This is a genomic window from Corynebacterium sp. 74A (genome assembly GCF_008930665.1).
GTDB lineage: Bacteria > Actinomycetota > Actinomycetes > Mycobacteriales > Mycobacteriaceae > Corynebacterium > Corynebacterium megadyptis.
Map to the genome: position 1 here is coordinate 1 of NZ_PQMG01000008.1, position 13293 is coordinate 13293.

General features: G+C 62.0%; 9 protein-coding genes. 8 read left to right on the forward strand and 1 reads right to left on the reverse strand.

The features are described 5' to 3' along the window. The coding region (locus tag GBB11_RS10295; protein WP_192796447.1) for a mechanosensitive ion channel family protein at nt 1–1460 on the reverse strand (1460 nt) is incomplete at its 3' end. Between the two features lie 633 nt (nt 1461–2093). Between GBB11_RS10295 and GBB11_RS10300 the strand changes: the two genes are divergently transcribed. The 8 genes from GBB11_RS10300 (at nt 2094) to GBB11_RS10335 (ending at nt 13236) form a co-directional block, all read left to right on the forward strand. Then, nucleotides 2094–4040, forward strand: a complete 1947-nt coding sequence (locus GBB11_RS10300; RefSeq protein ID WP_151550109.1) for an acetolactate synthase large subunit — start codon at nt 2094–2096, stop codon at nt 4038–4040. Between the two features lie 19 nt (nt 4041–4059). Continuing rightward, complete coding sequence (gene ilvN / locus GBB11_RS10305) at nt 4060–4608, forward strand: acetolactate synthase small subunit (RefSeq protein ID WP_151550110.1); 549 nt, start codon at nt 4060–4062, stop codon at nt 4606–4608. A 51-nt stretch (nt 4609–4659) separates the two neighbouring features. Beyond that, the gene (ilvC, locus tag GBB11_RS10310; protein WP_151550111.1) at nt 4660–5673 is read left to right on the forward strand and encodes a ketol-acid reductoisomerase; all 1014 of its coding nucleotides are present in this window, start codon (nt 4660–4662) and stop codon (nt 5671–5673) included. 112 nt (nt 5674–5785) lie between these two features. After that, complete coding sequence (locus tag GBB11_RS10315; RefSeq protein WP_192796389.1) at nt 5786–6802, forward strand: cation diffusion facilitator family transporter; 1017 nt, start codon at nt 5786–5788, stop codon at nt 6800–6802. A gap of 67 nt (nt 6803–6869) precedes the next feature. Continuing rightward, nucleotides 6870–8750: a DUF262 domain-containing protein gene (locus GBB11_RS10320; RefSeq protein WP_151550112.1), complete on the forward strand. Its 1881-nt coding sequence runs from the start codon at nt 6870–6872 to the stop codon at nt 8748–8750. A gap of 214 nt (nt 8751–8964) precedes the next feature. After that, a complete protein-coding gene (locus GBB11_RS10325) occupies nt 8965–10638 on the forward strand; it encodes a cell wall-binding repeat-containing protein (RefSeq protein WP_151550113.1) in 1674 nt (557 codons plus the stop codon). Nucleotides 10639–10848: 210 nt separating this feature from the next. Beyond that, the gene (gene serA / locus GBB11_RS10330) at nt 10849–12444 is read left to right on the forward strand and encodes a phosphoglycerate dehydrogenase (RefSeq protein ID WP_151550114.1); all 1596 of its coding nucleotides are present in this window, start codon (nt 10849–10851) and stop codon (nt 12442–12444) included. Between the two features lie 138 nt (nt 12445–12582). Further along, the gene (locus tag GBB11_RS10335; protein WP_151550115.1) at nt 12583–13236 is read left to right on the forward strand and encodes a hypothetical protein; all 654 of its coding nucleotides are present in this window, start codon (nt 12583–12585) and stop codon (nt 13234–13236) included. Nucleotides 13237–13293: the final 57 nt, after the last annotated feature.

Sequence of the window (13293 nt, forward strand, 5' to 3'; positions counted from 1 at the left end):
GGGTTGGTGGCGGTGGGCTCGCGTGTTACTTGCGGCTCGCTTGTTTCGGGCGATTGCGTGGTCTCCGGCATGGTGGAGGTTGGAGTGGAGGGCTGGCTGCTGGAGGTGGTTGGGTCCACGAAGCGGGTCGTGGCCCGCCAGTCCTCGGCTGGTTGCACCGTCAGTAGCTTGGTGATCAGCAATATCAGCGCCGCGATCATCATCAGCGTGGTGGAGACGCGCGTCCGCCCGCCGAGCGAGAGCGCCTGCTTCCAGCGCTGCTCGTAGACGTCTGTGCGGAAGATGTGCGTGGGGCCCTGGTCTTCCTCGTCATCGCGCTTGTCGACGCCAGGCTCCTCCGTCACCGGCGCGTCGGTGGCAGGGAAGCCACGGGTGCGTTCATCGGCTACAGCGGCAGCCTGCTGGGTCGGCGCCTCTGCGGGGGTCGACGCGGCAGTAGCACCAGCGGCAGCGCCCGCAGCGCCAGCCCCGCCAGCGGCGCGTGCCGCCTTGTCGGCGGGGTTGTTCTCGGCGCGGGCGGCGTCGTCAAGCGAATAGCGGGCTGCGAGGGAGTGGGGTGCATCGAGCGGGCGTGTGGTAGCGTCGCGAAGCTCGGCGACGCGCATGCCATCGACGGTGGTGGCGGAGCCGTATTCGTCCCAGAATTCTTTGAGTACTTCGGTGCGGATGGCGCGTTCGACGGCCCATTGGCGGGCGGGATTGACCTGGACGATAAAGCGCATGGTCATCATCCACGGCATACCGACGATGGTGGGCGGGACGACATCGACGGCGGGGTGCACTTCGAGTTCGCCGATGATATCGCGCTTGACCATGGGGTCATTGAGGGCGCGCTCGGCGGCGCTCGTGGAGCGGCTGATGGCGGATTCAACAGAGTCGGATCCCAGCAGCGGCACCGGAAGGACTGCGACAGCTCGGGCCCAGTAGTTGGAATAGTTGATGCACACGCGGGCGGTGCCGTTCGGGACAGTGACGTTTTCGCCGTTGAGGGTGCGGATTTTGGTGGCGCGCATGGTGATCTGCATGACGTCACCCTCGACGCTGATGCCATTGCCTTCGAACTGCACCCAGTCACCGACACCAAATTGTTTCTCGGTGATGATGAAAAAGCCCGCGAGGAAGTCGCCGATGAGGGCCTGGGCGCCAAAACCGAGGGCAGCAGAAATGACGGTCGCCGGCACGGCGGCGCCCACCAGCGAGAGCCCTAAGGTTTTGAAGAAGACGAGGATGAGGAGGAAATAGGCGATACCTTGGCCGATGTAGACGGCCGCGCCGACGAGCGCGAGACTGGCCTTGCGGTCTTCCTCGGAGTCCTCCCATTTGGATTGCACGTAGCGGTTGATGAGCCTGCCGACTCGGGGTACGAGTAGGCCCAAGAGAATGAGAAGGATAAGGGTGAGACCTTGGCTGACGATCCAGTCGAGCGTTTGGTAGAAGATGTACTGAGCTTGAGTGAGCATGGTGGTTTCTAAAATAGTCGTTTCCCGCAGTGTGGCCAACGAGTTATCAGCGCTTATCGACGCCCACCCGCAGCCTTCCTGACCCGCTCTCATCTAACTCTCAGCCGCATTTTTTAGTTCCGCCGCCGGCGTGGCGCTGGTGCCGTCCGCGGTTGCCGGCAGTGTGCTCGCTATTGCCGCAGCATGCGGCCGCGGTGTGGAAGTGGTGTGTCGGTCGTAGCGCGACCGGTTCGACGGCGCTGCCGTCTGATGGGGGTAGTTTCTGTGAATTGTGTGTGAGTTCCGAGGGCTGCTGTGTATTATTGCCGCATGACCAACATTCGACTTGTACTCGTAATTACCGAGCGGCGCGCGCCGTAGCGGTCGGTACTAGTCGTCCCATACAGCACGCGCCCTCGACGGACTCGAACACCAGACGAGTTCCCGCCGAGGGTTTTGGTTTATCAGCGGTCTGTGTCCCTCCACCACCCCTCGAGGCGCCGTTGAGTGCTACGACATAATTACACAGCTGATGTTTCACTCCCCGCCGGCAGGATATGCCCACCCGCGCCTCTATCTTTCGGTGTGCTGGTGGGACAACTCTGCTGCGTAGTACATAGCAAGTGACAGCAACGAACAAGGAGCCAATCCACCGTGGCCGAGAAGCAACAGCCCTCATCGCAGGCTGCAGCGCACCACAGCCAGACCTCACAGGCGGATGCCGTGAATGGTCAGCGCATGACTGGTGCGCAGGCAATCGTAACGACCTTGGAACTCATCGGAATCGATACCATTTTCGGTATTCCTGGCGGCGCCGTATTGCCGCTATATGATCCCCTCTATTCCTCCACCAAGGTGCGCCACGTACTCGTACGCCACGAGCAGGGCGCGGGCCATGCTGCCACCGGCTATGCCCAGGCCACCGGCCGTATCGGAGTGTGCGTCGCCACCTCTGGTCCGGGCGCGACTAACTTGGTCACCCCGATCGCCGACGCCATGCTGGACTCCGTTCCGATGCTGGCCATTACCGGCCAGGTGGGGCACTCCCTGCTGGGCACGGATGCCTTCCAAGAGGCGGATATCCGCGGTATCACCATGCCGGTGACCAAGCACAACTACATGATCACCGACCCCAATGACATCCCGCGGGTCTTCGCCGAGGCCTATCACATTGCCACCACAGGACGCCCCGGACCGGTGCTGCTGGACATCCCCAAGGACGTGCAAAACGCCGAGATGACCTTCGAGTGGCCGCCGAAGATCAAGATCCCCGGCTATCGCCCGACGGTGACTCCGCACAGCCGACAGATCGATGAGGCCGTCAAGCTCATCTCCCAAGCCTCCAAGCCGGTGATCTACGCCGGCGGTGGCATCATCAAGGCCAATGCGTCCAAGGAGTTGCAGGAATTCATCGACAAAACCGGTATTCCGGTGGCGACTACGCTCATGGCGCTGGGCACTGTGCCCTCTCATCATGAACTGAACATGGGCATGCCGGGCATGCACGGCACCGTCTCGGCAGTGGGGGCGATCCAACGCGCGGATCTGCTCATCACCATCGGCGCGCGCTTCGATGACCGCGTCACCGGTGATGTTGATTCTTTCGCCCCTGAAGCCAAGGTGATTCACGCCGATATTGACCCCGCCGAGATCGGCAAGATCCGGGTGGCTGATGTGCCGATCGTCGGCGACGCCCGCGAGGTGCTGAGCGCCTTCAATCGCGCATTCGACTCCGAGTCTGTTCATACCCAGGACCTCAGCGCGTGGCACAGCTATCTCAACTCACTCAAGGAGCGCTTCCCGCGCGGCTGGGACGATGTGGATGATGGCCTGCTCACCCCGCAGCACGTGATTCGCGAGCTCTCTAAAACAGTGGGCCCAGACGCTATCTACTGTGCTGGCGTGGGGCAGCACCAGATGTGGTCGGCGCAGTTCATTGACTTCGAGCATCCGCGCACATGGTTGAACTCCGGCGGATTGGGCACCATGGGCTACTCCGTGCCAGCTGCCCTCGGCGCCAAGGCGGGCTGCCCAGATAAGGAAGTTTGGGCCATCGATGGCGATGGCTGTTTCCAGATGACCAATCAAGAGCTCACGACCTCCGCGATTGAGAATATGCCCATCAAGGTGGCCGTGATCAATAACGGCAACCTCGGCATGGTGCGCCAGTGGCAGACCCTGTTTTATGAGAGTCGCTACTCCAACACCAAGCTGCGCGAGCAAGGCGAGTATGTGCCGGACTTCGTCTCTCTCGCTGAGGGGCTCGGCTGTGTCGCTTTCCGCGTGACCAAAGAAGAAGACATCGTGCCCACCATTCAAAAGGCGCGCGAGATCAACGACCGGCCCGTGCTGATCGACTTCATCGTGGGTCAAGACGCCCAGGTGTGGCCGATGGTTTCGGCCGGTGCCTCGAACACGGATATTCAATATGCCCGTGATCTGCGTCCGCTTTTCGACGAAGAGTCCTCGGCCGCGTCCGCCTCGGACTATTCCGATGGCAATGCCTCCGGCTACGCGGCGCACGCCTCGAAGGCAGAGAGCGACTACGCAGAGAACACCGCAGCGAATGCTGCCGATACCGACTCCGCATCGCGCGGCTAAGAGAGAAGGATAAGAATCAATGTCTGAAGAAATCCATCGTCACACTCTCAGCGTGCTCGTTCAGGATGTCGACGGCATCATCTCCCGCGTTGCTGGGCTATTCAGCCGTCGGGCGTACACCATGAGCGCGATCACCTCGGCACGTACCGAAACGCGCGGCGTCAACCGCATCACCATCGTGGTCCACACCGATGATGACTCGATCGAGCAGATCACCAAGCAGCTGAACAAGTTGATCCACGTCCTCAAGGTGGTGCGCCTCGAGCCAGAGAAGACGATCGCGCGGGCGTTGCTCATGGTGAAGGTGAACGCCGATGCCGCCCATCGCCCCCTGGTGGTGGATGCGGCGAATCTCTTCCGCGCCCGCGTCGTGGATGTCTCTCCCGATTCCATGGTGATCGAGGCCACCGGTGCGCCCGATAAATTGGACGCGCTGCTCGAGGTGCTCGAGCCCTTCGGGATTCGGGAGATGGCCAAGTCCGGCCAGATCGCGATGCACCGTGGTCCTCGTATTCTCACGCCCAACCACAAGAAGGCGTCTCAAATAGTGGACTTCGAGTCCCAGTAAGTGATACGCTACCCCTAGTATTTCCATCAATGAAAGGTTGATCTCTCCAACATGGCTATTGAAGTGTTCTACGACGCCGATGCCGACCTGTCCATCATCCAAGGCCGCAAGGTTGCGGTTGTGGGCTATGGCTCCCAAGGGCACGCTCACGCTCAGTGTCTGCGCGACTCTGGTGTCGAGGTCAAGATCGGTCTGCGCGAGGGCTCCAAGTCCGCCGCCAAGGCCGAAGAGGCTGGCTTCGAGGTTGGATCCGTCGCTGAGGTGTCCGAGTGGGCAGATGTCATCATGATCCTGGCCCCGGATACCTCCCAGGCAACGATCTTCACCGAGCAGATCGAGCCGCACCTGAAGCCCGGCGATGTGCTGCTCTTCGGCCACGGCCTGAACATCCACTTCGACCTGATCACCCCCGCCGAGGACATCGCCGTGGGCATGGTGGCCCCCAAGGGCCCCGGTCACCTGGTTCGTCGTCAGTTCGTTGACGGCAAGGGCGTGCCCTGCCTGATCGCCGTCGACCAGGACCCCTCCGGCGACACCCAGGACCTCACGCTGTCCTATGCTGCCGCTATCGGTGGCGCCCGCGCCGGCGTGATCGTCACCTCCTTCCGCGAGGAGACCGAGACCGACCTCTTCGGCGAGCAGGCTGTGCTCTGCGGTGGTCTCGAGTCGCTGATGATGACCGGGTTCGAGGTGCTCACCGAGGCGGGCTACGCCCCCGAGATGGCCTACTTCGAGGTGCTGCACGAGATGAAGCTCATCGTGGACCTCATCTGGGAGGGTGGCCTGGAGAACATGAACTACTCCATCTCCGAGACCGCTGAGCTCGGCGGCTATGTCGCCGGCCCGCGCATTATCGATGCCGAGGCCAAGAAGCGCATGGAAGAGGTGCTCGCTGATATCCAGTCGGGCAAGTTCGTGCGCGACATGGTTGCCGACGTTGAGGCCGGCCAGCCGAAGATGAAGGACTACCGCGAGCAGATCGCCAATCACCCGATCGAGAAGACCGGTGCGAAGTTGCGCGACATGATGTCCTGGGTGAAGAACCCGTTGGATGCCACTGCGTAGTAGCCCCATATAGCCAAAAGCCCCACCCTGTGGTGGGGCTTTTGTGTGTATAGGCTACCCATAATATTTTCAATACTGGCATTTAATGAAAATAGGGGATAGGCTGTCAGGCATGACTACCTCCTCCCCTCATTCCCACGGCTCCCACTCCTCCCACGAGGAGCATGCGCACGACTCCGGTCACGACCACAACCACGACCATAACCACGGTCACGCCCATGGCCACGACCATGCGCATGTGCATGTGCCCACCGACTCGCTGCGGGCGCTGCTAATCGTTATCGGCCTGACAGCTGCGGTCTTTTTCGCCGAGCTCATCGTTGGCCTCATTTCCGGATCTTTGGCTCTATTGTCCGACGCGGCGCACATGCTCTCCGATTCGGCGGGGCTTTTTATCGCCCTCATCGCAATGGTGGTGGGGCGCTCCGCGCATTCCGCAGGCGCAACCTTTGGCTATAAGCGCATGGAAGTCTTCGCCGCCCTCATCAATGCCCTCACCGTCACAGGTATTGCAATTTATATTTTCATTGAGGCAATTGGGCGTTTTGGCCATGACCACAGCGTGGACACCGGCATGATGCTCATCGTCGCCATTATCGGTTTGGTCGTGAATACCATCGCGGCGGTGGTTTTGGTGCGGCGGCAGCACGACAGTATGAACCTGCGTGGGGCCTATTTGCATGTGCTTACCGACCTGTTGGGTTCGGTAGCTGTCATTATTGCCGGTTTGATTATCCGCTACACCGGCTTCGTGGCAGCCGATACCATTGCAAGTGTCATTATCGCCGCGATGATTCTGCCGCGCTCCCTGCGGCTGGTGTTCGATGCCGGCCAAGTGCTTCTCGAGCACGCTCCGGCCGGGGTCACCGTCGAGCAGGTGGAGCAGCGTCTCATCGAGATCGATCAGGTCAGGCAGGTACACGACATTCACATCTGGAGTCTCGATGGCACTACGCATCTGTGTTCTTGCCACCTTGTGGTCGACGATTCCTTGGACTCCTCGCGCCACTGCGTAGTCCTCGACACCGCCACTGCCGCGTTGAAGGATATGGGCTTAGGGCATGCCACCATTCAGATTGAATCCGAGGAGCATGCAGGGCATGAGGAAGTCGAATGCCAAAGCGAGTAGGTGTCGCGGGGCGGCGTCGATAAGCGCTATCGCGCCGCGACGGGGATGAGGCGCTAGGTTTAAGGGTATGGGTTTTAGTACGCCAAGCTATGTTTTGACTGACCTGTTTGCCCGCATCAATCGCGGTGATCTGCAGCTACCGGATTTCCAGCGCTCCTTCCGCTGGGATGTGGATCGGGTACGTGCCCTTATCCTGACGGTGCTGCGCGGCTATCCGATCGGCACGCTGATGACGCTGGATGTGCGCGGCGAGCCGGTACGCTTCAAGCCGCGACCGCTGCAGGGCGCGCCGAATGAAGGCTCCGATCCGGGATGGTTGCTTCTCGACGGCCAGCAGCGGCTGACCACGCTGTTTCATACCTTGAGCGGCGATGGCGACATCGACACCGTGGACTTTCGCCGGAAGCGGGTGCGCCGCAAGTTCTATCTGGACATCAACAAGGCGCTCGAGGGCGATATCCTGCCCGATGAAGCCGTGTTTTCCGTGGACGAGAACGGCATCGTGCACACCCATTTCGGCCCCTTCATCGAGGGTGGGGTCACCGACCATGAGGCGGAGCTGAGCAATGAGGTCATTCCCATTGCTGACCTGTTGAATGACAAGGGCGCCAATATGCTCTTCGATCTCGCCGCCCGGGGCGACGCCGATACGCGCGACCGCACGAAGACCATCATGAACCGCGTCGTGCGCCCGCTATCTCGCTACAGCGTGCCGATGATCCGGCTGGATCGCGACACCCACACCGGCGGCATCGGCTCCATTTTTGCCCACGCCAACTCCGGGGGACTACGCATGGGCGTTTTCGATCTTCTCACCTCGGTCTTTGCCACCGAGGACAGCGAGTACAAGCTGGGAGACGATTGGAAGAAGACCAAGGATGTGCTCTCCAATTTCGAGGTCTTGGGCGATGTCGGCACCACCGACTTCCTCAAAGCCGTGACGCTGCTGGTGACCTACCGGCGCGGCCGCGCCTCAGGCCAGCGCGAGGATATTCTCCAGCTCACCTTGGAGGAGTACAAGCCGGCCGCCGAGTCGATGCGGGTGGCCTTCGCGCATACCGCGAAATTCCTCCGCGATCGCCGCATCTTCACCCGCGACCAGGTGCCCTATACCTCCCAGCTGGTGGCGCTGGCCGTCATCCTTGCGATTCTGGAGGAGGAACCGGAAGTATGGCAGTCCCGCAAAGCATGGGACCGGCTCTACCGGTGGTTCTGGTGCGTTATTCTGGGCGAGCTTTACGGCACCGCCGCGGTGGCTAACCGGGCCGCCCGAGACGTCAATGAGGTGCCGCGCTGGGTGCTCGCCGCCGCCCGCGCTGAGAAGGCTGGTGCAGCGGGGGAGTCCGGTGCAGCAGGGGAGTCTGACGCTGCTGCGGATGTGGAGCTTCCCGCGAGCGTGGCGAAGGCGCGCTTCGCCGAATCGCGTCTGCTCAGTATCGACGCCGATTCCACCGCCTATAAGGGAATCTTCGCGCTTATGATGGGCCGCGGCGCCAAGGACTGGCGCACCGGGCTGGAGTTTACCGGCGAAAATATCGAGGATCTTGACGCCGGATTCCACTACATCTTCCCGCCGCGGTGGTGCGCAGAGCAGGGCGTGGACCCCGTGCTGTATAACTCGGTGCTCAACCGTGCCCCCATGGGGCGGCGCACCCAGGTGGTGATTTCGGGAACCCCGCCCTCGCGCTATCTGCCGCGGGTGCAGTCGAAGTCCATTATGGAAGATGCCGAGTTCGACGCAGTGCTCGCCACCTCCATGCTCACCCCCGAGTATCTGCACGCGGCTAAGGCAGAGGAATTCTTCTCCGATCGCCGCCGTCGCGTGGTGCAGGCCATTGAGGAAGCCATGGGCAACGAGGCGATTCACGACGTGGATGAAAACGATCTGCGTGGTGGCCACGAGGGTCCCGACGCCTTCCAATGCCCCGAAGAAAGCACGGGAGAGTAATAAGATGCGCTAGGCTAAGCTGTCGATACTGCCCACCGGGGTGCGTTTCGGCGTGCGCTCATGTGACCTCGGCACAGTGGCGCACCGAGTAGTGCCGGGCTGCTGCGTAGTGCGCGCCAAGCCCACAGCAGCGACCGCGTCCTCTGGGTGGGCAGATACGTTTAGGACCTAGGCAAACCAGTAATCGAACCCGTCCGGGCGAGAGGATTATTTAGTGAAGAAGAACAAGGCTATCGCGATCGCCGCGAGTGTGCTCATGCTCTCCAGCGTGGGAGTGGGGTGCTCGAATAACAATGGCGGCGCCGATAATAAACCGGCGGCGTCGAATGCTGCGGCAGCCCGCGACGTGGACCCCCGTTTCGGCGAGGCCCCTTTCGTGGTAGGCGATAACGATTTCTCCGGTATTGACGCCTCCAAGCTCTTCTATGACCACTCCGAGACAGCGGTGGTCTCTGGCAAGGCTATGGCCTCGCAGCTGCGTGGCGCATCGATCGCGGCCGTGGCCCACGCCCCGATGCTGATGAATACTCCCGATAACCGCGCCGCGATCCTCGAGGAGCTCAAGCGTCTCAAGGCCACCAAGGTGCTGCTGGTCGGCGATACTGACTTCGCTGCGGCAGAGGCAACCGATGATGCCGATATCACCTTCATCAAGGACGAAGGCACCATCGCATCCTTGGAGGCCGCCACCTCGCAGAGCTTCACTGAGAAGACCACCGACGATACCGGACAGGCCATCACGGACATTGTGAATCTGGATCCCAAGCAGCCAACCCTGCTGGTTCCGGAGGGCTATTCCACCCCGGCCGAGGGCAAGGCGCAGGAGCAGGAGAGTTTCCCTGCGCAGTCCGCGCTTGACGACGGCAACTCTCCGGTGGTTCTGACCTCCCCGATGAGCGGTATCCCGGCGACGGCCACCGCTAAGGCGTGGGGCGCCGACCTCGTTGCGCTGCCGTGGCCCGACCCGCGCGCCTCGGAAGAGGGCATCAAGGCTGTGGCCGGCATGGAAGATAAGCCGGTGATCGCCTTGGGTCGTCTTTTTGGCTCAAAGGAGAACCTGAAGAAGCGCATTGTGCGCAGCCAAGAAGTCACCGAGGAACAGCCCGGTGGCGGCCAGTTGGTCTTCCCAGGGCGCCACGTGGTTGCCCTCTACGGCCACCACACCGGACCTGCCTTGGGTGCGATGGGTGAGCAGGATTCTGCGGCTGCCGCGGAGCGCGTGGTCAACATCGCCGAGCAGTACCAGCAGTACGTGGACGATCCGGTCATCCCCGCCTTCGAGATGATGGCCACCGTGGCCTCCTCGGATCCGGGTGATGATAATGACTACTCCAATGAGGCCACGAGCGAGGAGCTGCTCGACTATCTCGACGCCATCACCGAGATCGGCGGCTATGCTGTGCTCGATCTGCAGCCTGGCCGGGCTCGCCTGCTCGACCAGGCCAAGCTCTACGAAGAGTTGCTGAAGCGCCCCAACGTGGGCCTGGCGCTCGACCCGGAATGGAAGATCGGGCCGGGTGAGCTGCCCCTGCAGAATGTGGGTCATGTTGACGCTGCCGAAGTGAACGAGGTCTCCGATTGGCTCGCCGAGTTGGTCGACGAAAACAACCTGCCGCAGAAGCCTTTGGTGCTGCACCAGTTCCAGCTCCAGATGATCCGTAACCGCGAGCAGCTGAATGTGGATTACCCCGAGCTCGCCATTGTGCTGCACGCTGATGGCCATGGCACTCCGGATCTGAAGTTCCAAACCTGGGACGTACTCAAGGAAGGCCTCGACCCGCGCATCTTCTTGGCGTGGAAGAACTTCTACGATGAGGACGCTCCCACCTTCACTCCGGAACAGACGATGGACATCACGCCGCGTCCGTGGTTTGTGTCCTATCAATAAATCCCCCCAATTGAGGCCGATTCATCAAGGTTTGGCCTCGTAACCATTAAGATTTAAAAGGCCCCACCCACGCTGTGCTACGCAGCAGAGGGTGGGCCTGTTTCTGGCCTCACCGCAAGTCTGGAATAGCAGACTTTCTATGGAGTCGTGGCGGCGTCGTCACGCATCAGCCGGAAGCCGCCCAACACCCCAATCCCCAGGAGATTCCTCGTGACCGAGACAACCCGTCCAGTCGTTCTCATCGCAGATAAGCTCGCCCAGTCCACCGTCGATGCGCTCGGAGATGCCGTGGAAGTGCGTTGGGTTGACGGTCCCAACCGTCCCGAATTGCTCGCTGCGGTCGCTGACGCCGACGCGCTGCTGGTGCGTTCTGCCACCACCGTGGACAAGGAGGTGCTCGACGCGGCGCCGAAGTTGAAGATTGTGGGTCGTGCCGGCGTGGGACTCGACAATGTAGATATCGATGCCGCAACCGAGCAGGGAGTGATGGTGGCCAACGCCCCCACTTCCAATATCCATTCCGCCTGCGAGCACGCCATCTCGCTGCTGCTCTCGACCGCGCGCCAGATCCCCGCCGCCGATGCCACCCTGCGCGCAGGCGAGTGGAAGCGCTCGTCCTTCAAGGGCGTGGAAATCTACGGAAAAACTGTGGGTATCGTCGGTTTCGGCCACATCGGCCAGCTGTTTGCCCAACGACTGCGCGCCTTCGAAACCGACATCATCGCCTATGACCCCTACGCCAATCCGGCCCGCGCCGGCCAGTTGGGCGTGGAGCTCGTGGAGCTCGAGGAGCTCATGCAGCGCTCCGATTTTGTCACGATCCACCTGCCCAAGACCCCGGAGACTGCCGGCATGTTCGACGCCGAGCTGCTCGCCAAGGCCAAGAAGGGGCAGATCATCATCAATGCCGCACGCGGTGGTCTCGTCGATGAGCAGGCGCTTGTCGACGCCATTCAGGCCGGCACCATCCGCGGCGCCGGTTTCGACGTCTATGCCACCGAGCCCTGCACGGACTCCCCACTATTCGCTTGCCCCGAGGTAGTCGTCACCCCGCACTTGGGCGCCTCCACTGTTGAGGCCCAAGACCGTGCCGGTACCGATGTGGCCGATTCCGTGCTCAAGGCCCTGGCCGGCGAGTTCGTTCCCGATGCGGTCAACGTCTCCGGCGGCGCCGTGGGCGAGGAAGTGGCCCTATGGCTGGAGCTGGCCCGCAAACTGGGCCTCGTGGCAGTACACCTGCTCGACGGCGCTGCCGTGCGCGTCGAGGTCCAAGGCCGCGGCGAGCTGTCCTCCGAGAACATTGAGGCGCTGGGCCTGTCGGCGCTGCGCGGCGTATTCGCCACCACCGTCGATCAGCCCGTGACCTTCGTTAACGCCCCGCAGATCGCCGAGTCCCGAGGCGTGGAGCTGGATGTCTCCACCGCCACCGAGGCCCAGACCCACCGCTCCGTTCTTGGGGTGAAGGTCATCGCCAGCGACGGCAGCGCCGTCGAGGTCTTCGGCGCCCTCACCGGGTTGAACAGCGTGGAGAAGGTTGTGCGCATCAATGGCCGCGGACTCGATCTGCGCGCCGAAGGCCACAACCTCTTCCTGCAGTACACCGACGCCCCGGGCGCGGTGGGCATCGTCGGCTCCGTGCTGGGCGAGTGCGGGGTCAATATCAACGCCGCCGCCTTGTCTCAGGACGCCACCGGCTCCGGCGCGACGCTGATCCTGCGCATCGATCAGGAAATTCCCGAAGAGGTCGTGGAGAGCATCGGCGAGAAGCTCGACGCCTCCCTCGTCTTCCAGCTCTCCCTGGACTAATCACGTCGCCCCCTCGCTGTCGTCGCCTGATCGCTGCGGCAGGGCAGCGGGGGATGAGCTGATACCCGCGTGGCTTCCGAGTAGCGATACTCGGGTAGTCACGCGGGTTATTTTTAGGGGCTACTACGCTACAGAGTTATGCACTCTGAGACTTTGCCCGTGAGCTTCACCGTCGACGACTATCCCCGCGCTCTTCTCGCAGTTGCGGCCTATAATTCCGCCAATCCCGGCGCCCAACTTGTCGCTGATGCCGAAAGCGGCACAGTTCTATTGCGTAGTAGCATCTCGGAACCGGCGTACCGGGACCGGGCCATGGCAGCCTGCGGGATGGTCTCCGCCGCGGACTCTGCTGAGCCCGCTCCGAACCTTGCGGCGGAAGAGTCCGACGATGCCGCCCGTGCGGCAGTGATGCAGTCCTTGGCTGCGTGGTTCACGGCTCATGGGGTCAGTGAGGTGCATCCCTCGGCTGAGACTGGGCGTATTGAGTTTGCTATCGATGGCCTGCCAGTGGACTTTGGCTCAACTCGTGGCGGGCATCTGCAGGTGGTCGCGATGTCGCAGGTGGACGGCGAACCTGGAGAGTTAGCGCATGTGTGCAATTTCGCGACCAGCAAGGTCGATGATGCGGCGGCATTCCCGGTGAAAGGGGAGCAGGGCTGGTGGTGTGCGGTGCACACCGCAGTGGAGGTGGCCGGCTGTGACGAGACTGGTTTCGACGCGGCGCTGCGTAGCGCGGTGGCGGCGGTGCTGCAGTTGCAGCGCACGGTTATTGTGCTCGCGGGGCAGGGCTAACGTGCTACACTAGCGCTGTTCACTATATGGGAAAGGTGTATCACTCTATGAAATCTG

Excerpts from the sequence above, each read along its gene's own strand:
- GBB11_RS10320 (WP_151550112.1), top strand. The coding sequence starts at position 6,870 with ATGGGTTTTAGTACGCCAAGCTATGTTTTGACTGACCTGTTTGCCCGC.
- ilvN (WP_151550110.1), top strand. The coding sequence starts at position 4,060 with ATGTCTGAAGAAATCCATCGTCACACTCTCAGCGTGCTCGTTCAGGAT.
- GBB11_RS10335 (WP_151550115.1), top strand. The coding sequence starts at position 12,583 with ATGCACTCTGAGACTTTGCCCGTGAGCTTCACCGTCGACGACTATCCC.
- ilvC (WP_151550111.1), top strand. The coding sequence starts at position 4,660 with ATGGCTATTGAAGTGTTCTACGACGCCGATGCCGACCTGTCCATCATC.
- GBB11_RS10315 (WP_192796389.1), top strand. The coding sequence starts at position 5,786 with ATGACTACCTCCTCCCCTCATTCCCACGGCTCCCACTCCTCCCACGAG.